Source organism: Bermanella marisrubri, assembly GCF_012295615.1.
GTDB classification, from domain to species: Bacteria; Pseudomonadota; Gammaproteobacteria; order Pseudomonadales; family Oceanobacteraceae; genus Bermanella; species Bermanella marisrubri.
This window is the reverse complement of record NZ_CP051183.1, coordinates 2,221,260-2,243,788: the sequence shown is the minus strand read 5'-3', so window position 1 is coordinate 2,243,788 and position 22,529 is coordinate 2,221,260. Positions and strand designations below refer to the sequence as shown.

The 22,529-nt window shown below is 44.2% G+C and carries 18 protein-coding genes; 8 read left to right on the top strand and 10 right to left on the bottom strand.

Annotated features, from left to right (window positions below):
• Positions 1-9 precede the first annotated feature (9 nt).
• On the bottom strand, positions 10-1,557 hold the full coding sequence (locus tag HF888_RS10380) for a methyl-accepting chemotaxis protein (protein WP_007017255.1): 1,548 nt from the start codon (positions 1,555-1,557) through the stop codon (positions 10-12).
• A 111-nt stretch (positions 1,558-1,668) separates the two neighbouring features.
• On the opposite strand from HF888_RS10380, the gene glpK reads away from it, so the two are divergent.
• Both glpK and HF888_RS10370 read left to right on the top strand, forming a co-directional pair.
• On the top strand, positions 1,669-3,150 hold the full coding sequence (glpK, locus tag HF888_RS10375; RefSeq protein ID WP_007017254.1) for a glycerol kinase GlpK: 1,482 nt from the start codon (positions 1,669-1,671) through the stop codon (positions 3,148-3,150).
• A gap of 135 nt (positions 3,151-3,285) precedes the next feature.
• Positions 3,286-4,413 carry a GGDEF domain-containing protein gene (locus HF888_RS10370; protein WP_007017253.1) on the top strand — a complete coding sequence of 376 codons (1,128 nt, stop codon included), beginning with the start codon at positions 3,286-3,288 and terminating at the stop codon, positions 4,411-4,413.
• Positions 4,414-4,444: 31 nt separating this feature from the next.
• Here HF888_RS10370 and HF888_RS10365 read toward each other — a convergent pair whose 3' ends face one another.
• Complete coding sequence (locus HF888_RS10365) at positions 4,445-5,365, bottom strand: hypothetical protein (protein WP_007017252.1); 921 nt, start codon at positions 5,363-5,365, stop codon at positions 4,445-4,447.
• A 383-nt stretch (positions 5,366-5,748) separates the two neighbouring features.
• Between HF888_RS10365 and HF888_RS10360 the strand changes: the two genes are divergently transcribed.
• From HF888_RS10360 to HF888_RS10350, 3 genes are all read left to right on the top strand, one after another.
• Positions 5,749-6,921 (top strand): Na/Pi symporter, encoded by a 1,173-nt coding sequence (locus HF888_RS10360; RefSeq protein ID WP_050758007.1) that lies wholly within the window; start codon positions 5,749-5,751, stop codon positions 6,919-6,921.
• Positions 6,922-6,934: 13 nt separating this feature from the next.
• A complete protein-coding gene (locus HF888_RS10355) occupies positions 6,935-7,264 on the top strand; it encodes a hypothetical protein (RefSeq protein WP_007017250.1) in 330 nt (109 codons plus the stop codon).
• 746 nt (positions 7,265-8,010) lie between these two features.
• The gene (locus tag HF888_RS10350; RefSeq protein ID WP_007017249.1) at positions 8,011-9,972 is read left to right on the top strand and encodes an oleate hydratase; all 1,962 of its coding nucleotides are present in this window, start codon (positions 8,011-8,013) and stop codon (positions 9,970-9,972) included.
• A 435-nt stretch (positions 9,973-10,407) separates the two neighbouring features.
• Here the strand turns inward: HF888_RS10350 and HF888_RS10345 are convergent, their stop codons facing one another.
• The 5 genes from HF888_RS10345 to nrdA form a co-directional block, all read right to left on the bottom strand.
• Complete coding sequence (locus tag HF888_RS10345; protein ID WP_007017248.1) at positions 10,408-11,049, bottom strand: hypothetical protein; 642 nt, start codon at positions 11,047-11,049, stop codon at positions 10,408-10,410.
• A gap of 150 nt (positions 11,050-11,199) precedes the next feature.
• The gene (bcp, locus tag HF888_RS10340; protein ID WP_007017247.1) at positions 11,200-11,667 is read right to left on the bottom strand and encodes a thioredoxin-dependent thiol peroxidase; all 468 of its coding nucleotides are present in this window, start codon (positions 11,665-11,667) and stop codon (positions 11,200-11,202) included.
• Positions 11,668-11,694: 27 nt separating this feature from the next.
• Positions 11,695-12,165, bottom strand: coding sequence for a class I ribonucleotide reductase maintenance protein YfaE (gene yfaE / locus HF888_RS16810; RefSeq protein WP_083771896.1), 471 nt, complete (start codon positions 12,163-12,165; stop codon positions 11,695-11,697).
• Positions 12,166-12,180: 15 nt separating this feature from the next.
• The gene (nrdB, locus tag HF888_RS10330; RefSeq protein WP_007017245.1) at positions 12,181-13,311 is read right to left on the bottom strand and encodes a class Ia ribonucleoside-diphosphate reductase subunit beta; all 1,131 of its coding nucleotides are present in this window, start codon (positions 13,309-13,311) and stop codon (positions 12,181-12,183) included.
• A gap of 73 nt (positions 13,312-13,384) precedes the next feature.
• Entirely contained in the window at positions 13,385-15,655 is a 2,271-nt protein-coding gene (gene nrdA / locus HF888_RS10325; protein WP_007017244.1) for a class 1a ribonucleoside-diphosphate reductase subunit alpha, read from the bottom strand.
• A 464-nt stretch (positions 15,656-16,119) separates the two neighbouring features.
• Between nrdA and HF888_RS10320 the strand changes: the two genes are divergently transcribed.
• Together HF888_RS10320 and HF888_RS10315 are read left to right on the top strand one after the other, a co-directional pair.
• Positions 16,120-16,866, top strand: coding sequence for a response regulator (locus HF888_RS10320; protein ID WP_279383247.1), 747 nt, complete (start codon positions 16,120-16,122; stop codon positions 16,864-16,866).
• 138 nt (positions 16,867-17,004) lie between these two features.
• The gene (locus HF888_RS10315; protein ID WP_243469367.1) at positions 17,005-18,258 is read left to right on the top strand and encodes an ATP-binding protein; all 1,254 of its coding nucleotides are present in this window, start codon (positions 17,005-17,007) and stop codon (positions 18,256-18,258) included.
• 174 nt (positions 18,259-18,432) lie between these two features.
• Here the strand turns inward: HF888_RS10315 and HF888_RS10310 are convergent, their stop codons facing one another.
• Positions 18,433-19,350 carry a LysR family transcriptional regulator gene (locus HF888_RS10310; RefSeq protein WP_007017241.1) on the bottom strand — a complete coding sequence of 306 codons (918 nt, stop codon included), beginning with the start codon at positions 19,348-19,350 and terminating at the stop codon, positions 18,433-18,435.
• Between the two features lie 157 nt (positions 19,351-19,507).
• Between HF888_RS10310 and HF888_RS10305 the strand changes: the two genes are divergently transcribed.
• Positions 19,508-21,361 (top strand): ABC transporter ATP-binding protein, encoded by a 1,854-nt coding sequence (locus HF888_RS10305; RefSeq protein WP_007017240.1) that lies wholly within the window; start codon positions 19,508-19,510, stop codon positions 21,359-21,361.
• Between the two features lie 98 nt (positions 21,362-21,459).
• Here HF888_RS10305 and HF888_RS10300 read toward each other — a convergent pair whose 3' ends face one another.
• Positions 21,460-21,933, bottom strand: a complete 474-nt coding sequence (locus HF888_RS10300) for a Dps family protein (RefSeq protein WP_007017239.1) — start codon at positions 21,931-21,933, stop codon at positions 21,460-21,462.
• A gap of 208 nt (positions 21,934-22,141) precedes the next feature.
• Positions 22,142-22,474 (bottom strand): DMT family transporter, encoded by a 333-nt coding sequence (locus tag HF888_RS10295; protein WP_007017238.1) that lies wholly within the window; start codon positions 22,472-22,474, stop codon positions 22,142-22,144.
• Between the last annotated feature and the right edge of the window lie 55 nt (positions 22,475-22,529).

The following is a 22,529-nucleotide window of genomic DNA, read 5'->3' as shown; positions in this document are numbered from 1 at the left end:
AAGGGATGCTTACCGGAAACGTTCGATGATACTGTGCTGTTCGGCAACCAGTTTCAGAACTTTTTCTGCTGCCGCACGACTGTCTTCAGCGGTGTGTTGATTGTCTTGTGCATTTTGCCGGATGGTTTCCATATGGGTATTTATCTCGCTTGAGCCCGAACGTTGTTCCTGCACCGCATGATTAATAGTGGCCATTTGATTGTTGATTTCTTGCACCGCAGCTTTTACTTGCTCAAGGGTTTGATGCGTAATTTGCATTTGTTCCGCATTATCATGAGCCTGTTCTTGGCTTTGATTCATGACAGCCGTAGTATCTTGTGCCCCTTGTCGCAGGCTAGCAATGATTCGTCGAATCTCTTCGGTACTATCGGATGTACGGTTGGCTAAGCTACGCACTTCGTCGGCGACAACAGCGAATCCTCGGCCTTGTTCACCAGCACGGGCAGCCTCAATGGCTGCATTAAGCGCGAGCAAATTGGTTTGTTCGGCGATACTTTGAATGACTTCAAGAAAGCTGTGAATCGATTCTGCGTGATTAGCAAGCTCTTGCACGCTGCTAGAGGCTTGGTTAATAGTTTGCGCCATAGATTCTAATGTATCTTTGGCTTTGAGCATTTGCTGTTCACTGCTCTGTGTATCCTGATCAGCCTGCTGCATACGCTCGGCGGTGCTAGTCACAGAGTCGGAGATGGAATCAAATTGCGTAGTGACCTCTTCAAAGGCCGCGGCAAACATAGTAGCAGCGTCTAACTGCTCGTTCAGTTTATGTAAGCTGTTTTCCGCCGCATTTTTGCTGACTTGACTGGCTTCTTGAATAGGCTTGGTGGAATCTTCCATACGTTCGCGCAATGTAATGAGCTGACTTTCCATGTGCTCAAAAGCCATGAGTATTTTTCCAACGTCATCTACGCGACCGGTAAAAATGTAAGCGGCCAAATCATCATCTGTAATGGTACGGGCTTTCTTCAGCACAGTTTTTATGCCTTTAAGCTCAATACCTTGGGTAAAGCCCAGCGCAACCACCGGAAGCAATGCCAACCAAGGAGAATAATGGGAAGCAATGTAAACGGCTAAGATACCCAAAATCACACTGGCGATTTGACCAACAGGCAAAGTTCGCAAAAGGCTTTTTTTGGGAATGGGCGCTTTGCCAGCATTAATACGTTTGTAGGTTTTCTCCGCTCGGCGAATTTCTTCGCTGCTGGGTTTGTAGCGCACGGATTCGTAGCTAACGACCTCACCGTTTTCTTTTACTGGAGTAACGAAAGCATCAACCCAGTAATGGTCGCCATTCTTACAGCGATTTTTTACGACACCTTTCCATTGCTTTCCGGCTTTTATGCGATCCCACAAAAGCTTGAAAGCAGCAGGCGGCATGTCGGGATGGCGCACAACATTGTGGCTTTTGCCCAATAATTCATCAGCAGTGAAGCCACTGATCTCGATAAAGTCATCATTTACGTGCGTTGTGATGCCTTTTAAATTCGTAGAGGATATGATGCGCTTGCTGGCATCATAGTCGAGCTCTTTTTGCGTAACCGGGAAATTTTTCTTCATGGTAGTTCTACATCGTCCATGTCGTCCATAGTGACAGACTAGACCACAAATTCGAAACTATCAGGTCGATGCTCCCAAACAATTAAAAAAATAAGGTAAAAGTGACGCATTATGTCTCAATTTATAATGGCAATTGATCAAGGTACTACAAGCTCCCGTGCCATCATATTTGATCAACATGGTCGTATTCAGGCGCAAGCCCAAGCAGAGTTTCCTCAATATTTCCCCAATGATGGTTGGGTAGAACACAATGCAAAAGAAATACTAGAAGGTGTGATTCAGGTAAGTCGTGAGGTATTGCAAAAATCTGAGTTAGCCGCATCTGATATAGCGGCTATCGGCATTACTAACCAACGGGAAACAACGGTGGTTTGGGACCGAGATACTGGAGAGCCCGTTTATAACGCTATCGTATGGCAAGATCGCCGAACAGCTCGAGTTTGTGAAGAACTGACACTGCAGGGCAAAGAGAATTGGGTGAATAAAAAGACTGGGCTACTACTCGACCCGTATTTTTCTGCCACTAAGTTGCAATGGATTTTGAACAACGTGGATGGTGCAAGAGAACGGGCGCAAGCTGGTGAGCTAGCGTTTGGTACGATTGACAGCTATTTGCTTTGGAGTCTCACAGGTGAACATAAAACCGATGTAACTAATGCATCTCGAACCATGTTGTTTAACATTCATGAACTGACTTGGGACAATGAATTGTTAGAGCTGTTTGATGTACCGTCTTCCGTGCTGCCAGAAGTGTGTGCTTCAAGTGAAGAATTTGGTTATACGCGAGAAGATATACTTGGGGCTCCAGTATTGGTTGGTGGCATGGTGGGAGATCAGCAAGGTGCGCTAATTGGCCAGGCGTGTTTTCACGAAGGGATGGCAAAAAGTACTTATGGAACCGGTTGTTTTTTAATGCAAAACACCGGAACTCAGCCTCGTACAAGCCATCATCGCTTACTTACCACTATTGCTTATCAAGTGGGCGATACTGTGCATTATGCATTGGAAGGAAGCATTTTTATGGCGGGTGCAACCATTCAGTGGATTAGAGATGGTTTAAAGCTTATTGGCCATGCTCGTGAAACATTGGATATGGCGAAGCAAGTGGGGGCGAATAATCACGTTTATATGGTCCCAGCTTTCACTGGATTGGGCGCCCCTTATTGGGACCCGGATGCTCGTGGAGCGATCATGGGGCTGACACGGGATACCGGGATTGCAGAAATAGTGACCGCAGGCTTGCAAAGTGTGTGTTATCAGACTCGCGATTTATTGGAAGCCATGGCCAAAGATAAAGCGGTACCCACGCGTATTCGCGTAGATGGAGGCATGGTTGTTAATGACTGGGTTGTGCAGTTTCTGGCGGATATTTTGCAACTGCCAATTGAGAGGCCTGAAATCACAGAAACGACGGCACTAGGCGCGGCCTACTTGGCCGCCATTAGTGCGGGTCAGAAGACCTGCTTAGCCGACGTTGCAGAATTATGGCAGCAAGAGCGCAGCTTTGAGCCGAATATGGAACGTGCCGCAAGTGATCAATTGTATGATGGTTGGTTGGATGCAGTGGGGAGAGTGCGCAGTCACCGCGACTGATGAATTAAAAAATCTCCTGCTTAGAACCCTTGGTTCCATCCTATGGGCAGGATTATTCCTGACGAGTACAATCAGCGGCCAAAATAATAACAGACCGCATTGAGTAGCGGTTGCTTACGTCAAGGATTAGAGTTTATGTTGCAGTCAGAAAAGCAAGCAATTCGACTGCGGCGCGCCATATTGGCAAATCTGGGGACCCTAGGGAATGTAGTATTGTGTGCCTTTGCGGCATACCTAGGATATTTTGTTATTGAGTGGCCATACGTTGTGAGCATTGCTGCAGTCATCTGGTTGGGGCATTGCGTTATGGTTGTGGCTATTCTGCGGCAATGGAACCTTAGGTTGAAAGACGCCAGTATGACGTTCCCGCAAATGTTCTGGGTTGCCATGGGCATCAGTGTGCTCATGTTCTTTGCTAACGACATACGCTCCCTTCTATTAATGGCATATTTGCTCATCTTATCTTTTGGCGCGTTTCGATTACGTCGCACAGGGTTTTACTTGTTTACCTTGTTTACTGTGGTCAGCTATGGCTTAAGCCTATTGATGATTTATCGTACTCGGCCAGATGCTATCAATCTCGTGCAAGAGTTTTTTATTTTCTCTGGTTTTGTCATGGTGATAGTTGGCTTTGCATTCATGGGGAGTGAATTCAGTAGTTTGCGCCAAGCACTGGGGGAACGACATCGGCAATTGAAAGGGGCCATGTCAAAGATCGAAGAGTTAGCTATCACAGATGAGTTGACGGGTCTATACAATCGTCGTCACGTCATGGAGATTTTGAATCAGCAACGTGCTCTAGCTAATCGGAGTCAGTATCGTTTCACCGTTTGCTTTTTAGATCTGGACCACTTCAAAAAAGTGAATGATCAGTATGGGCATCCTTTTGGAGACAAGGTTTTAAAGCGTTTTGCATCATTAGTTCGCACAAGTTTACGCGAAGTAGATATTGGGGCGCGTATCGGCGGTGAGGAGTTTATTTTGATCTTGGCGGATACATGTCAAGAAGATGCTCATGAGGTAGTTCGCCGGATGGCTCAGCGATGGCAGCAGACGCTGTTTGAACCTCATGAAAGTTTGGTGATGACATTATCCGCAGGCATCACAGAGTTTCATCCTCCAGAGACTCTCGAAGCCATGATTGAGCGTGCAGATGAGCTTTTGTACGAGGCGAAACGCGACGGTCGTAACTGCGTTAAGATTGAACAGGTCGACCGTCAGGCAACATTGGATCTTACCTTCCCTGATGGGGATCCTGCTTAGCGATAAAAGAAAGCAAAGTTTACGAGACCCGTTAAAACGTAATTTCTAATCCTAGGCTTGCGTACCAGTCAACACTGGTGAACGCATCGTGTTTCACAATTTGAGGATTCGTATCTGATTGAGTCTGATACGTAAGCTGGGATCCCACTTTGGGTACCCAATACCAATATGGTTCAATACGGTAGCGATAATGCCAGTCTAATTGTAAATTTAACCTTAGGTCTTCGCTCTCACCTCGTGCAGTGGCTCTATGCTGTGTAACAGAGTTGCTAAAATCCGTTTGCAGATTGTAAATATCCAATAACCATTGAAAATTTAGGCCGCGGTCGTGCTTAATACGGCCTAATTGGATTCCCCAGCCAGTGAAATCTGCATCGTAGAGGTCGGCAGTAACGCCTGAAATTTCAGCTGAAGCCGGTGTGTTTTGTTGAAGATAACTAAGGCCGACGCGATTAATAGGTCCTTCTTGATTAACCCCTTCCAACCAATAAAGTTGCCACTGGGTTTGTTCGCTTTCTATTCTACTTTCCCCAATCCCCGTGCTTACTGCCGTACCATTATCTTGTAGATACAATCGACTGGTTGACCAGTTGGTATCGAGTTGCCACTGTGAGTATCGGTATTCAAAGTAAGCCCCATGATCAGGGGTCCATTGATAGATAGGCAATGTTGCTGAAACTTGTGTCAATTGTTCAGCTTGTATCCATTGCAGGCGGGGCCCACGTGACAGATAGCCAACACGCTTACGGCGCCACGTGAGTAGGTTGATGTCGATACTCTGCATGATGGATTGCTGAGTAGCCTCATCCTCAACAAAGGCATGTTGAGATCCGTAATAACCATAATGTAGGCGAATATAGGCCGTGCTATGAGCAGCATTAGCTAGGCTAAGTGATAAAAGTAAAACTGAGCCGAATTTTAACGAGCTGTTTATTAGTTTGTGGATTTCCATCTATTTATTATTGCTCAAATATACTGATGTGCTTGATATGGGGAAAGAAATAGAGCTTTGCGGCCGAGCTGGTCTGCTTTGGGCTTGTGTGGTTACACTTGGTTACAAAGATACTATAAAAAGAAACGGACACTATCTCATTTGGTGTTTATATTTTAACCATCAGTTTCCTTTTAAGGGCTGATCATTGTGTGACTCCTTATTATGTTTTTAGGCGCCTTATGGCGTCTTTTTTTTATCTATTGTTCCACTCAGAAAACACTTCAAAAAGAGACTCGTTTAATCGGATCAAACAGCTGTAATAAAACCGTTAAGGGGTCTGTACTCTTCAAATCCTGATGTTAAACTTGCGCCAAATTTTTTTCATACTAAAGGGTTGGAGCATGACTGAAACGGCAGATAACCGTGCGACAGAGCAGGAAAGTGCTAGCATGCAGTCTCGTCTGATTAAGTGGATGATCTTGTTAGCAGGGGTGTATGCCATACTGCTATCGGTGGGCATGGTGGGCAGTGGCTTTAAATGGGCGTCTGGTGGTAGTGAAGGGGCTCGAGAGTTGTTCGCCTTTGCTACTAATCCCTTCGTCGCTCTTCTCATCGGCATCCTCGCCACCTCTCTTGTTCAATCTTCCAGTACCGTTACTTCAGTTATCGTTGGCCTTGTCGCTGGTGGATTACCTATTGAGATCGCAATCCCAATGGTTATGGGTGCAAACGTAGGTACAACGATCACTAATACCTTGGTAAGTTTGGGTCACGTTCGCAAGAAGTCTGAGTTTAAACGCGCTTTTGCCGCAGCCACCGTGCATGACTTCTTCAACCTAATTGCGGTGATCATTTTCCTACCGCTAGAAATCATCTTTGGTATTTTGCAAAAAGCCAGTGAGTGGGCGACTCAGTACCTAATTGGTGCAGACTCTATGAGCATTAAAGGCTTTAACTTTATCAAGCCTTTAACCAAGCCAGTGATCGGTGAAATCAAATCTTGGCTTACCGTTTTACCAGAGAAAGCGGCTGCGATTACTCTCATCGTTTTAGGTATTGTTGCAATCTTTGTTTCTATCACGATCATCGGCCGTGTACTTAAGAGCCTGATGGTTGGCCGAGCTAAGCGCATCTTACACGGTGCCATCGGTCGTGGCCCGGTAACGGGTATCTTTAGTGGTAGTGTCGTAACGGTATTGGTGCAAAGCTCATCAACCACAACCAGCTTGATGGTTCCTCTTGTAGGTTCTGGCGTATTCAAGCCAAAAGATATTTATCCGTTCACGCTAGGTGCCAACATTGGTACCACGATTACGGCTTTGCTTGCTGCTACAGGTCTTTCTGGAGCGGGCGCTGCGGTGGGTCTACAAATCGCTCTTGTGCATTTGTTCTATAATGTGAGTGCGGTACTCATTATTTTTGCCTTGCCATTCTTGCGCAACGTTCCTCTGTACCTAGCAGAGCGTTTGTCAGAAGTGGCGACTCGCCGACACTCACTTGCCGCTCTATATGTACTCACGGTATTCTTTGTAATACCGGGTCTGTGTGTCTTGCTGATGTCAGGCTTGGATTAAGGGAGGAAACAGCATGGGTAAAAAGCGTATTAAAAAGCTTCAGGCTCAAGTAGAAGAAGCAAGAGAAGCACTGCGTGAATTAGAAGAAAAAACAGAGCGTAAAATTCTGAAAGCGCAGCACAAGCAATTGGATAAGCTTGATCCTAATAAAGTAGAAGGTAAGAAAGAAAGCCTTCTCGATGTAGGCGAAGAAGCATTCCAAGAGCTGAAAGAACTGTCTGATTCTTTAATCAACCGAATCAAGTCTGCTATTCGCCGACAAGATGAAGAAGATAAGAAAGAAGAAGACCAGCAAGAGAAGCTTGAAGAAAAAGAAAAGCCTGAAGAAAAGCAAGATAAGTAATCCGGCCGAAAACCCCCTTCAATGGGGGTTTTTAATCCTCCACTTTTTTCCAAAACCTTCAGTAGTGCGGCCGGAGCCCCAGCGACCCCCGCAACAGGCTTTCGAAATCTGCCCGGTTTTCAAAAACTAAAGTAGTGCGGCCGGAGCCCCAGCGACCCCCGCAATTGGGATTTAGCAATCTGCTCCGCTTTCCGGAAGTTGTCCGTAGTCTCACGGACGCCGTCAACACTTCCATGTGGGCTCGCGAGTGCCATCCATGGCACGCAACGCCGCTCGCTTTATGGATAATCCTCGAAAATCGTAATTTTTGGTTTATTGAAAGCTTATTTTATTTATATCGTAGTGCGGCCGGAGCCAAAGCGACCCCCGCAATTAGGTCTTTAAAACTCGCCACGCTTTTCGAGAATCACTCATAGTCTCACGGACGCCGTAAATATATCCCTATAGGTTCGCACTCGCCATCCGTGGCTCGTGACGCCGCTCGCTTTATGAACAATTCTCGAAAATCGTAAACTTTCGATTCAGTAAAAAAGTAGTGCGGCCGGAGCCAAGGCGACCCCTCCGCAATAGGGATTCGTACGAAGCTTCCAAAAATCGTTAAGGTTTTTGGGTTATTTAAACGTTTTTTGCGACGGGTTCATAAATCTCTTAAAATGGTATTATAGTACAATATTGATTTGTGTCAGTTCCCACGTTGTGTACGTGTGATACCTTGGATGAAACACGCCACCAAGGAGAGAAGGCACATGACAAAACAATCACTTAAACGCAGTGACCTTCATCGAAAGTTTGTTGAAAAGGATGCAACTGCCGAGTTTTGGCATAACAGCCCTTCAAACACTTTGCCGCCACCCGATATGCTAAGCCCATATTCGCGGAACAAACCATTGAAAACAGAAGATATCGAAAATCGCAAAGCTCATATTATAGGTGCAGGCATTGCCGGTCTGGCCGCGGCTTTCTATCTCATTCGTGATGGCCATATGCCAGCCGAAAATATTTTCATATTTACCTCGGAAGATGTAGAAGGTGGCTCTCTCGACGGTGCGGGTAATGTACAGGAAGGCTATATCGTTCGTGGCGGCCGCGAAATGAATTGGAACTATGATAATTTATGGGACATGTTTCAAGATGTCCCTGCAGTTGAATTACCTACAGGGTTTAGTGTTCTAGATGAGTATCGTCTTTTGAATGACCATGATTCGAATTATTCAAAAGCTCGGTTACTGCATAAAAACGGCCAAATAAAAGACTTCTCTAATTTTGGGCTTAGTAAGCGGCATCAGTGGGAGTTAATTAGCCTACTGCTTAAGCGAAAAGAAGAGTTAGATGATATTACGGTTGAGAGTTATTTTAGTTCAAGTTTCTTAGAAACTAACTTTTGGACTTTTTGGCGTACCATGTTTGCATTCCAAAACTGGCACAGTGTTTTGGAAATGAAGCTTTATATGCATCGTTTTTTAGACGCCATTGATGGCCTCAATGACATGTCTGCTTTGGTCTTTCCCAAATATAACCAATACGAGACCTTTGTTGAGCCTTTAACAAAGATGCTTAAAGAGCAAGGTGTTAATTTCATTAGAAACCAGCGCATTTGTGATTTGGAGATACAAGACAATACCGATGCAAAAACAATTACAGGTCTAATTACGGCTACAGGTGAAGTGCTAGCTGTTGATGAGTGCGATTTAGTATTTGCTTTAACAGGGTCTATGACAGAAGGCACTGCTTATGGCGATATGGATACGGTTCCTGAGTTACAGAGAACACAGGGTTACCCTGGCACAAATAGTGATTGGGTGTTATGGAAAAACCTAGCTGAAAAATCGACTGTGTTTGGCAATCCTAACACGTTTGTGGGTGATACTAGTCGTTCAATGTGGGAATCAGCAACGCTTACCTGCCATCATTCACCGTTAGTCGATAAATTGATATCGCTATCGGTGAACGATCCATTTTCAGGAAAAACTGCCACTGGAGGTATTTGTACTATTACGGATTCCAATTGGCTGATGAGCTGTACCATTAATCGGCAACCTCATTTCCGAAACCAGCCTGATGATGTTTTGGTAGTTTGGGTTTATGCATTACTAATGGATAAACAAGGTAATAAGGTACACAAAACAATGCCAGAGTGTACAGGTAAAGAAATTCTTGAAGAGCTCTGCCACCATTTAGGACTGGAAGATCAATTTGAATTAATAGCGGAAAATACGAAAGTACGTACCGCGTTAATGCCCTATATCACCGCCGAGTTTATGCCTAGAGCAAAAGGGGATAGACCTCGAATTGTTCCTGAGGGATTTACTAATTTAGGTTTGGTAGGCCAGTTTGTAGAGACCAATAATGATGTTGTTTTCACAATGGAAAGTTCAGTGCGAACCGCTCGTGTAGCAGTTTATTCGTTATTGAATCTATCCAAAGTGGTACCTGATATTAGCCCCACTCAATATGATGTTCGAAATATGTTAAAGGGGGCTAGAGCGCTTAATAACGGTAAACCGTTTATAGGCGAGCGATTGCTGCATAGGTTACTAGATAAAACTTACTATGCGCATATTCTGCCGCCTCTACCCGAGCCGGAGGAATCCAAATTAGAAAGCCTTGAGGCTGAGATTAAACAGTTACCTGCTAAGTTGAGTGTAATGTACAGATCCGTATCTGATCAGGTTCATAGGCTAAGAGATAAAATTATTAACAAGAAATAGGACACAAAATACCTCTAGCTCTGGTTGTACTAATAACATTTGTAGTTCGGCCGGAGCCCCAGCGACCCCCGCAATTGGGATTTAGCAATCTGCTCCGCTTGGAAGTTGTCCGTAGTCTCACGGACGCCGTCAACACTTCCATGTGGGCTCGCGCGTGCCATCCATGGCACGCAACGCCGCTCGCTTTACGAACAGCTTCCGCAAACCGTTATAGTTTTTGATTATCCAAACCTTTTGTTGCGGGGGTCGCCTACGATAACCGTTTGCTTAATAAAAGCTTCGAGATTTCCGAAAATGAATACTAAAGCGAGCAATTCACTCGCCAGGGATGGCGAGTGTAAGCCTATAGGGACATATTCTTGGCGTTTGCGAGACTAGGATTCGTTTTTGGGAATCCGGTGGGTTTAAAAACCGAAGCGGTATCGAAAAACTCTATTACGGCAAACTCATAAACCATACTTTGTTTTCTTTGTGTCTAAAGCAAATCTCGCATGCCATTTTTTTAACTTTTAGGTTAGTGAGATAAAAGCCCATTTGACGCTTCAGAGCGAGCACTAATTCATCATAGGTTAACGATACAGTATTATCGTTAACATGGAACTGAACGTAAAAATCATCGTTAATATCGACCCCAACAAAGCGTAACTGTTCGGCCATCATTTTGCTCATTGAGCGCAATGCAAACTGTGTGAGCAAATGCGGTATGCATCCATCCATAGTCAGTAACCAAGCATCATCAAAAAAAGCGGAGTCTTGTTTTTGTGCGGCGTCTATAAAATCGCGACCAATTTTTGCGCTTGTTTCCTGATCAGCCAGTGCGGTGGGGCAGTGATAAAAGTTTTTTATAGTGCTGTATCCATCTTCTGAATCGGCACTTGTATTGGTGTGAGTAGCGACTATATCTGAATCTAAAATGGCCTTAAACCGCGTAGGCTTATAGTCGTGCGGGTCCAGTTCAATGTGCAGTTTTTTTAACTTTTCTTGGCTGCGTTCACAGCGCCGGATATTTTCAGCCATATTAATGGTTAGAAATTCGGCCCAGCTATCGAAATTATACTGGTTAGTCTGATTTGCCATGAGATAAATCCCCTTAATAGCTTAGAGTTATATTAAGCTCTGTTTCCGTGGGTCTACTGCATAGTATAGACAGTCTCTCAGGATTGCTGGAAAAGGGAAAGGCAATTGGTAAAAGAATAGGGCGCGGGAAAGTGCGCCCTAATTTAATGATTATAGGCTTTCTAAGTACGCCAAAACATCTTCATGGTGAGTTTTGGTTTTAAACTTATCCATAATATTGATTAATTTACCATCTTCATCAATGATAAAGGTAGTGCGATGAATGCCATCGTATTCTTTACCCATAAACTTTTTAAGGCCCCATACACCATATTTTTCAGCAATTTTATGGTCTTCGTCACTTAGCAGTGAAAAGTTTAAGTTGTCACGCTCGATAAACTTCATTAAACGAGATGGAGCATCTGGGCTAATACCTAATGCAATGGTATTGTGCTTTTCTAGCTCTTTTTTGGTATCTCTAAGACCGCACGCTTGTGAAGTACAACCTGGTGTCATGGCTTTGGGGTAAAAATATAAAACCACTTTTTTGCCACGAAAATCTTTAAGAGCGACCTTTTCACCTTTCTCATTTAATGTTGTAAATGCTGGGGCAACTTTGCCAATATCAGGTTTTTGCATGATGTCCTCTGTTTATTTTAAAAGGGGTTAGCCTTTCAATTTTAATTTAAGCGGGCTTTTGGGAACGCAGCAGCAGGGTAGAATCTCACCCTCATTGATCCAAGCCATAGGCTCCTGAAGATACGCTACTTCCCCCTCAACTAGATCAGTACGGCAGCCACCGCAATAGCCTTCTCGGCACTGATAGGGCACTTGTACTCCCTGGGCTTCGAGGCTTTCTAATAAAGAACTAGCATAGTGAAACTGCAAAGGCTTTTCGATGCCATCAACGGCAACCGCATAGGCTGGCTTTTCGAAGCCGACAATTTCTAACTGGCCATCATCAATGGGAGATTCTGGATCGTACTCGGGAAGGAATAGCTCGTTTTGAACAGCCCCCGATTCCACCTCAGGAGCAGGACTTTCAAGTTGAAAGTCCTGATTTTCATTTTGGATTTCGTCAGGTTGCGGACTATCCAGATGAAATGAATCTTGCTTGGATGCGTCCTTGTATTTCATAGCAAGCATAATGACTTATAGTTCGATGTCGCTGAAATCTTCCAAAGAAACTTCACTATCAATAGCGCCTACTAAATAAGAGCTGATTTCCGCTTCTTGTGGTGCCACTTGCACATTGTCACTGACCAACCATGCGTTAATCCATGGGATTGGGTTTTGACGGGTTTCAAAGATGTTATCCAAGCCAATGGCACCAAGACGTTGGTTGGTGATGTATTCAACGTACTGGCAAAGAATATCTTTGTTTAGACCGATCATGCTGCCGTCTTTAAATAGGTATTCTGCCCAATCTTTTTCTTGCTGAGCCGCTTCACGGAAGATCTCAATCACTTGCTTTTTGCATTCGTTGGCGATTTCACCCATTTCAGGATCATCTTTACCCAGAGCCCAAATCTGCATCATGTGCTGAGTACCGGTAAGGTGAAGGGCTTCGTCACGAGCAATGAGTTTGATGATTTTTGCGTTGCCTTCCATTTTGGTGCGTTCAGCAAACGCAAAACTACAAGCAAAGCTAACGTAAAAACGAATCGCTTCAAGCACGTTTACCGATGCCATGGTAAGGTAAAGCTTGCGCTTAAGATCACGCAGAGAAACATGAATGGTTTCACCATTAATTTCATGATCGCCTTCACCAAGGTTTTGGTAGTAGGTAACGCCTTCGATTAAATCGTCATAGTATTTGGTTACACTTTCCGCACGCTTAGTGATGTATTCGTTGCTGACGATGTCATCAAATACCTTGCTTGGGTCGGAGATAACATTGCGGATGATGTGCGTGTATGAACGACTATGAATGGTCTCACTGAATGACCAGGTTTCAATCCAGGTTTCTAGCTCTGGTAATGAAACAATTGGCAATAGCGCAACGTTAGGTGAGCGACCTTGAATACTGTCTAGAAGTGTTTGGTATTTAAGATTGCTTAAGAAAATGTGCTTTTCGTGCTCAGGTAATGCAGCAAAGTCTTTGCGGTCTGTAGATAGATCTACTTCTTCTGGACGCCAAAAGAAAGACAATTGTTTTTCAATCAACTGTTCAAAAATTTTGTATTTTTGGGTGTCATAGCGAGACACATTCACATTCTCGCCAAAGAACATTGGCTGACTGAATGCATCGAAAGTATTACGGTTGAAAGTTTGATAGCTCATTGTCTAGTTCACTGCCATTCAAGCAAAAAGCACAGCACCATATTGGTACTGCGCTATACACAATTAGAATTTTTTAGATCTTACAAGCGCCGCCTGCACAATCATCCGCCATGTCATCTTGGGCATCAGACGCGCCGTCGCGTGTATTATGGTAATAAAGTGTCTTCAATCCAAGTTTGTAAGTGGTTAGAAGATCTTTCATTAGCAACTTCATTGGAACCTTGCCACCTTCAAAACGACTAGGATCGTAGTTGGTATTGGCACTGATGGCTTGATCCACAAATTTCTGCATTATGCCTACTAGTTGTAGATAACCATCGTTACTTGGCCAGTTCCAAAGTAGTTCATAGTTGTTTTTCAGTTTCTGATATTCAGGCACCACTTGTTTCAAGATACCATCTTTAGAGGCTTTAATGCTGATGTAACCACGTGGTGGTTCAATACCATTTGTTGCGTTACTGATTTGCGATGAAGTCTCTGACGGCATCAACGCGGTGAGTGTTGAGTTGCGTAAGCCGTGAGTTTTGATTTCCCCACGTAAGGCTTCCCAGTCGTAACGCAATTCTTCTTCACAAACTTTGTCTAGATCTTTTTTGTAGGTATCGATTGGTAGGATACCTTGCGAGTAAGTGGTCTCGTTGAACTTGGCGCATGCACCTACTTCTTTCGCTAGTTGATTCGATGCTTTCAATAAGTAGTATTGAATTGCTTCAAACGTTTGGTGCGTTAAACCGTTGGCGCTACCATCACTGTACTTCACGCCATTTTTGGCAAGATAGTAGGCATAGTTAATCACGCCCACACCCAGTGTACGACGGCTCTCACTAGCGATTTCTGCAGCGGCCATTGGGTAGTCTTGGTAGCTTAATAAGTTGTCAAGAGCACGCACGATAATGTCGGATAGCTCTTCTAGTTCATCAAGGTTTTCTAGAGCGCCTAGGTTAAAGGCAGCTAGAGTACAAAGCGCAATTTCACCGTCTTTATCATTGATGTCTTTCAATGGCTTAGTTGGCAACGCAATCTCTAAACACAAGTTAGACTGGCGAATCGGTGCATGTTCAGGGTTGAACGGACTGTGCGTATTACAGTGGTCCACGTTCTGGATGTAAATACGACCCGTGCTTGCACGCTCTTGCAATAGTATTGAGAACAATTCCATCGCTTTAATGGTTTGCTTACGGATGCTGTCGTCTTGTTCGTATTTAACGTACAGTTCTTCAAACTTGGCTTGGTCTTCAAAGAACGCATCGTACAAGCCAGGTACATCAGACGGACTAAACAAAGTAATGTTGCCGCCTTTGATTAGGCGCTCATACATGAGTTTGTTGATTTGCACGCCGTAGTCCAAGTGACGAACACGGTTTTCTTCTACACCACGGTTATTTTTAAGTACTAATAAAGATTCCACTTCCAAGTGCCAAATAGGATAGAAGAGGGTAGCAGCACCACCGCGAACTCCGCCTTGAGAGCAGCTCTTAACTGCTGTTTGGAAATGCTTATAGAACGGAATACAACCTGTGTGGAACGCTTCACCACCACGGATTGGACTTCCAAGTGCGCGAATGCGACCAGCATTGATGCCAATACCAGCGCGCTGGCTGACATATTTAACGATAGAACCAGCCGCCGCGTTAATAGAATCTAGGCTGTCATCGGTTTCAATCAATACACAAGAGCTAAATTGACGAGTTGGTGTACGTACGCCCGCCATGATTGGTGTAGGTAGAGAAAGCTTAAATGTAGAAACCGCGTCATAGAAGCGACGAACATAATCCATACGATTCGACTTTTCATAATTAGCGAAAAGACATGCGCCAATCAATACGTATAGAAACTGTGGGCTTTCGAATACTTCGCCAGTTACACGGTTTTGCGCCAAGTATTTACCTTCTAATTGCTTCACCGCAGCATAGGCGAAGTTCAGGTCACGGCCGTGTTCGATGAAACCTTCCATCTCATCGAATTCTTCTTTTGTATAGTCCTCAAGCAAGTGGCGGTCATAGCGATCCATATCAACCAGTTTTGCCACATGCTCGTAGAGAGCTGGGGGTTCGAACTGACCATAAGCTTTTTTACGCAAATGGAAGATGTTCAAACGCGCCGCCATGTATTGATAATCAGGCGTATTTTCAGAAATTAGATCAGCAGCAGACTTGATCAACGTTTCATGGATATCACTGGTAGAAATACCATCACTGAATTGAATTTGCGCACGCAGTTCTACTTCGGACACAGAGACGTTTTCCAATCCCTCTGCGGCCCAAGTTAACACCTTGTGGATTTTGTCCAAATCCAATGGTGCACGATTTCCATCTCGCTTTGTCACATGAAGAGTGCTGCTCATTTTAAGCCCCAAAAATAGCCCACCGAATGGCGGAGTGTTATAACTAAAATGAATTAAAAGTAAGGACGTTTGCTTGTGTCGTGATCACATTGGTTATTTTTTGAATTCCAGTGATCAGATACTGCTCAAACAATACTGCTTTCGTTCTTGATAGACACAAGATAATGGGTATGAAGCTATGAATCAACCCCATATATAGTGTTTTTGCTGTTCAAGAAACCACCAGGTGCTGTGGATAAATTGTGTGTAAAAGGTGGGTATGTCACTGGTGTGAGCGTCTACTAACTTGTGGGTCATTGCCATGGCCAGACCGCTCAATCCTGCCACCCTTAAAACAAGAAATCTATAGGTTGGCGGGAAATGACGAAACTTATTTACCAGTATTTCATATGAGTGTTAGGCACTTTGTTTTTAAGGGTCTAAATTAATAATAACAATGTTACAAACTGGGCTGGGATATTGGGATGACGACGGAGTCGATGCAACACACTGAGGAAAGCTGGCACATTATGATCGTTGAGGATGACGAGCGTTTGTCTGACTTGACTAGGGACTACTTGGTATCAAATGGTATGCAAGTCAGTGTTGAAGCGGATGGTGCGCGCGCAGTGGATCGTATTAAGGATGAGCAGCCCGACCTTGTGATTTTAGATTTGATGTTACCCGGAGAAGACGGCTTATCCGTTTGCCGCTTGGTTCGCCCCAGTTATAAAGGACCGATTCTCATGCTAACAGCGCGTGATGATGATTTAGACCAAGTGCTGGGCTTGGAAATGGGCGCTGACGACTATTTAACTAAACCCGTTCGTCCTAGAGTATTGCTGGCGCGTATTCGTGCTTTGTTACGTCGATTAAAAGATAACCCATCTGTTGCAGGTCAAAACGTAGACGGTGAGGAAAGTCAAACCCGTGTTACCTTTGCCAATTTGGTCGTCGACAATAGTATGAGAGAGGCTTGGCTCAATGATGATCCAATAGAGCTAACCAGCGCTGAATTTGATTTGCTTTGGTTGTTAAGCTCGAATGCAGGGCGAGTATTGAGTCGTGAAGAGATCTTCACTGCGTTACGTGGTATTGAATATGATGGACAGGATCGTTCTATTGATGTTCGCGTTAGTCGTATTCGTCCTAAAATTGGTGACGATCCAGTTAATCCGAAACGTATTAAGACCGTGCGAAGCAAAGGATATTTGTTTGTTAAAGAGATTTAGCGAATATTGGTTTACGGTTATGCTTCAACTAACTTCGGATTTGACGTTTAGGAGTTAGTTATCTTTATTCGTGTTTTTGTTGGTGTGATTGTCATCATGTTGCTAGTCAGTACACTTTTGGCGAGCAGCCTCTGGACAATGTCTCATTTAACGTCAAATGAAGATGCCTCCAGAGCTCTCAATCACATTCATCAACACCTTGAGACACTGAATCACACTGAGCTTCATCAGCGCCTTTCCTCACCTGTATATTCTCATTATTCAGCCAGTATAAAACTGCCAGCGTTGTCAAAATTAGAGCAAGCGCGTTTGAAGCATTTCCAATATGTTGCAGTAGCGGATAGTTCTTTGGTGGTTTTTCGCTTGGCAGGCAATGGCTTATTGTCCATGCACTGGGAGCAATTCTGGGATGCCTATATGACTTTGGCCGAGGCTGAGGGCATAGTACCTATTGAACGTCAACCCGCCTTTACGTCGCAACGGCTGTTTATATTGATACTGGTTGTATTGGTTGCAACTGGGTTGTTCGTTTATTTCTTAGTTTCTGGTTTTGAAATGAATCTTGAGCAACTGCAGCGAGCCAGTTCGCGCATCGCCAATGGACACTTAAATTCTCGAGTAAAAGTGGATGAGGAAAAAAAGAATACAGATCCATTTTCTCGCTTAGGCTTTGCGTTCAACCGCATGGCAAATCAAATTCAACGCCTCATGGGAGTGCAGAGAGAAATGATTCGAGCGGTGAGTCATGAGTTACGCACTCCTGTTGCACGCATGCGATTTGGTATTCAAATGCTAGAAGATTCAACCGATGATCAATTTGTCCATAAGCAATTGCATGCAATGGACAATGACTTACAGGAGTTGGATGAATTAGTTGATGAAATCCTAACCTATGCCCGGTTAGAAGAGGGTGGTCCAATACTAGAATTTGAACGCAACAATATGTTGGATCTGGTGCATCAAATTGTAGAAGAGACTCGTCGCAGAACGGACAAGGTTACTATTCAAGCTCACTCAGATACGGTAAACGAAGCACGAATTTTTTCAGACATTGAGTACCGCTATTTACATCGAGCGGTTCAAAATCTAGTGGGCAATGCGTGTCGGTATGCCAAAAGTCAGGTCCATATTGAATACCATTGTGACGAGCAGGTGTGCCGTATCGATGTAGAGGATGATGGTGAAGGTATACCTGAGAAAGACTGGGAGCGCGTATTTACGCCGTTTACTCGCCTTGATGATTCTCGTACTCGATCGTCTGGTGGCTATGGCTTAGGTCTGTCCATTGTGCAGCGCATTATCTATTGGCATGGCGGACAAGCCAGTGTCGGGCGCAGTCGTTGGGGTGGCGCGAAAATGAGTTTGGTGTGGCCGCAATATCGTGAGCATTAGCAAGACAGAATATGATCTGTTACATGTTGTTACATAAAGCAACATTCTGATTACTGACACTGAAGGTTATAAGTTACATCATGGTTATGCACTTCTAGATGGAAGTGCGGTGAGAATGTAGCGAGAACTTCGGTTCTTTCTTTGCCCGCTTTGATTGAGTCAAAGCGGGCTTTTTTATGCTGGTTTGATGCCTTCTAAATGTTGATGGCAAACGCGCTGTGCAATGGTTTTAAAATCTTGAATAAAGGCATTCTCAGCCTGTTCCGCTCGGACCGCTGCATAAAGCGTTCTAAATACACCATGACGTCCAAGTGGTTTGGCAGTCACAAAACCCTGACGGACATAATCATAGATGGCCCAATTGGGAAGGCAGCAAACTCCCCGACCACTGGCAACGAGTTGAACCATCATCATAGTCAATTCCACTTGTCTTAAATGACCAGGTTCAATGCCGGCTGGCGTTAAGAAGCATTGGAAAATATCGAGGCTTGAGCAATCAACAGGGTAAGTGATCAGCGTCTCTTTACTCAAGTCATGTGGTTCAATGACGGTTTTTTGTGCCAGTTCATGTTCCGGCGCGACGATCAACATTGCTTGATATTTAAACAATGGCAAATAAGCAATTTCGTCATCGTTTTTAGGATCAGACGTTACAACCAAATCTAATTCGCCATTTTTTAGTTTTGCGATGGAGTCAAAGTGAAAGCCGCCGAGCATATCGAGTTCCACTTCTGGCCAGTGACCTCGAAACTCGTTGAGAGTTGGCATCAGCCAGTCGTAACAGCTGTGGCATTCGATGGTGATATTCAAGCGGCCTTTTCGGCCTTGTCGAATGCGAGATAAGTCTCGCTCAGTTGATTCAATTTGTGGGATAACAGCTTGAGCAAGTTCGAGCAAGCGTTGTCCCGCTGGTGTAAAACGAACTGGTTTGGTTTTGCGATAAAAAAGCGGCTGGTCGAGACGACCCTCTAACTCTTTTAGTTGGTGACTTAAAGCACTCTGAGTTAAGTGAATGTGTGCAGCTGCTTCAACTAGCGAGCCCGTTTGGTCTAGCGCCAGTAAAGTCTTTAAGTGTCGAAGCTCGATATTCATGGACACTCCCGCCAATGAATGAGATACAGAAGTTCTATATTAGGAATATTCATACTATAAATCAAATGCTTGAGTAAGCTTCACGTTGGATCAACCTTATCCAATGCTCAGGATTCACGTACAATGCCGTTCTTTTACTATTTTGATCAGTGGTTCCATGTTTTCATTTTTTGAGCGTCTAATTAACCCATATCCTAGTCAAGAGCCTCAGCAACCTCCCGATACACTTTGGGCTTTTTGTCGTCATTATACCAAGGGGATGTGGGTGCCCTTGGTGATTATGACTGTACTCACGGCATGTCTGGCCATGTTCGAGGTCTATTTGTTTGGCGTTCTGGGGGATTTGGTTGATTGGCTAGTAGATAAGGATCCCAAGACGTTGTTTCAAGACGAGGGAGACCGTCTGGTTTTAATCGGTTTAATGTTGGTGGTTGTCATGCCTTTGCTCGTCATGGTGCACGCCATGATCGTACATCAAACATTACTGGGTAATTTCCCCATGTCCATCCGATATTTAGCGCATCGCTATTTACTGAAGCAAAGTCTGTCGTTTTATCAGGATGAGTTTGCCGGTCGTATCGCCACTAAGGTTTTACAAACGTCATTAGCACTGCGCGAAAGTATTATGAAGCTGCTCAATGTCATGGTTTATATTCTTGTGTATTTCACTTCCATGGTTTTTGTTGTTGCACAAGCAGATTGGCGCATGGCCATGCCAATATTCGGTTGGTTGGCGTTATACATTGTGGCTCAGTGGTATTTCATTCCTAAGCTTAAAGATATCTCAACAAAGCAAGCAGATGCGCGCAGTGATATGACAGGGCGCATTGTCGATACATATACCAACATTATGACCGTGAAATTATTTAGCCATAACGCTCGTGAAACCCAATATGCAAAAGACGCTATGGACGGATTCATGGGCACGGTTTATAAGCAAATGCGTTTAGCCGTGGGTCTTAACGTTAGCGTCCATGTGATTAATTATTTCCTCGTATTTGCCATTGGAGCCTTAGGCATTTATCTCTGGGTGAACAATGCCATTACTGCTGGTGCTATTGCCATTGCGGTGAGCTTATCTCTTCGACTAAATGGCATGGCTCAATGGATAATGTGGGAGGTAAGTAGTTTATTCGAAAATATAGGCACTGTTGCAGACGGGATGAAAACCTTGTCTAAGCCACAAAGTATTCAAGATAAACTGGATGCTAAGCCATTAACTATTTCACAAGGCGAGATTCATCTTAAACATGTACGTTTTGCCTACGAAAAAGCCAACTCTCAAAATAATGCCATTCAAGACTGGGTTTTTGATGATCTAGATTTGCGTATTAAACCCGGTGAGAAAGTGGGTGTTGTAGGACGTAGTGGTGCTGGAAAATCGACTCTCGTGAATTTACTTCTGCGTTTTTATGATGTTCAAGAAGGTGAAATACTTATTGATGGACAAAACATCGCAGAGGTAAAACAAGAAAGTTTGCGACAGCATATCGCCATGGTGACACAGGATACGTCACTACTTCATCGTAGCGTACGAGATAATATTTTGTATGGACGACCTGATGCAACGGAAAGCGAAATGTTAGAAGCAACCAAGCAAGCCCAAGCGTTTGACTTTGTGCAATCTTTGTCTGATGTGAAAGGCGGTAGAGGGTTCGATGCACAAGTGGGAGAGCGTGGTGTAAAGCTTTCTGGCGGCCAGCGACAACGCATTGCCATTGCTCGGGTCTTATTAAAAGACGCGCCAATTTTGATTCTTGATGAAGCAACGTCTGCCTTAGATAGTGAAGTGGAAGCAGCAATACAAGAAAGTCTAACGGATTTGATGCAAGGTAAAACGGTGATTGCCATTGCCCACCGTCTCTCAACGATTGCTGCCATGGATCGATTAATTGTAATGGACCAAGGGCGTATCGTGGATGAGGGTACTCACGAAGAATTGCTTGCCCGTGAGGGTATTTATCGTCAGTTATGGTCCCATCAAACCGGTGGCTTTTTAGGTGATGAGTAGCAGTTTGTAGCGCTCTTTCTGGATATAGAAAAAGAAAGCGCTAGGCATAAAAAAGCCACCGAAGGGTGGCTTTTTTATGTACGTTATCTTGAAAGCACTTAGCGTTGGCTTGCGCGTAACATCCAAGCCGTTTTTTCATGAATACGCATGCGGTCAGAAACAAGAGCCAGTGTTGATTCATCGTCACCGCTGTCTGCAACTTTCAATACTTCGCGACAGGTTTTGACCACTTGCTCGTGGCCTTTAGTTAGCAGTTCAAGCATGGTTTCAGCGCTCGGAACGCCTTCTACTTCCTCTACGGAGCTCAGTCGCGCAAACTCTTTATAAGTGCCAGGCGCTGCTACACCCAATGTACGAATACGCTCTGCAATGTCGTCCACCGCTTGAGCGAGCTCGGTGTAGTGTTCCTCAAACATCAGATGCAGCTCACGGAACTGAGGGCCAGTTACATTCCAGTGAAAGTTATGGGTTTGTAGATATAGCGTATATGAATCAGCTAGCAATCGCTTTAGGCCTTCTGCGATCTTTTCTCTTTGACCCTTTTCAATACCAATATCGATATCCGTAGACATGTGTAATCCTCACTTATCGTTGTTAGGAAGCGCTTTAAGAATAGTCTGGTGTAGCACCGAATTCCAAGCACTTTCTTATGAATGTTCAATCCCTCAGTTACTTCATGGTGACTGCTACGTCATTTTCAAGGAACGTGTGCAAAATTCTTTGCAACAAACTGATCGATGAAATTGGCATGTTTATAGCGTTGCTAAAGTCAACGCTTCATTAGTGGCTCACACTTTTGGAAAAAACATTCATTATTACAACACCTGTAACAATAAGCCCCATTCCTAATACTGCAGCCCAATCTAATGTTTGACCAAACAGCCACCATCCGATCAGAGTAATCAAGACAATACCCAAACCAGCCCAAACAGCGTAGGCAACGCCAACAGGAATGACCTTTAACGTCAAAGACAGACAATAGAATGCAATTGAGAAACCGATGACAGTGCCAATACTCGGCCAGAGTTTGGTGAAGCCTTCACTTGCTTTCAATGACGATGTTCCAATAACTTCGGCAAGAATCGCGACCATTAAGAGTAACCAGCTATTCATATTAGACCTTTGCAAAAACCTTCATAATTACTGAGTAGTTATGCTAGCAATTGCT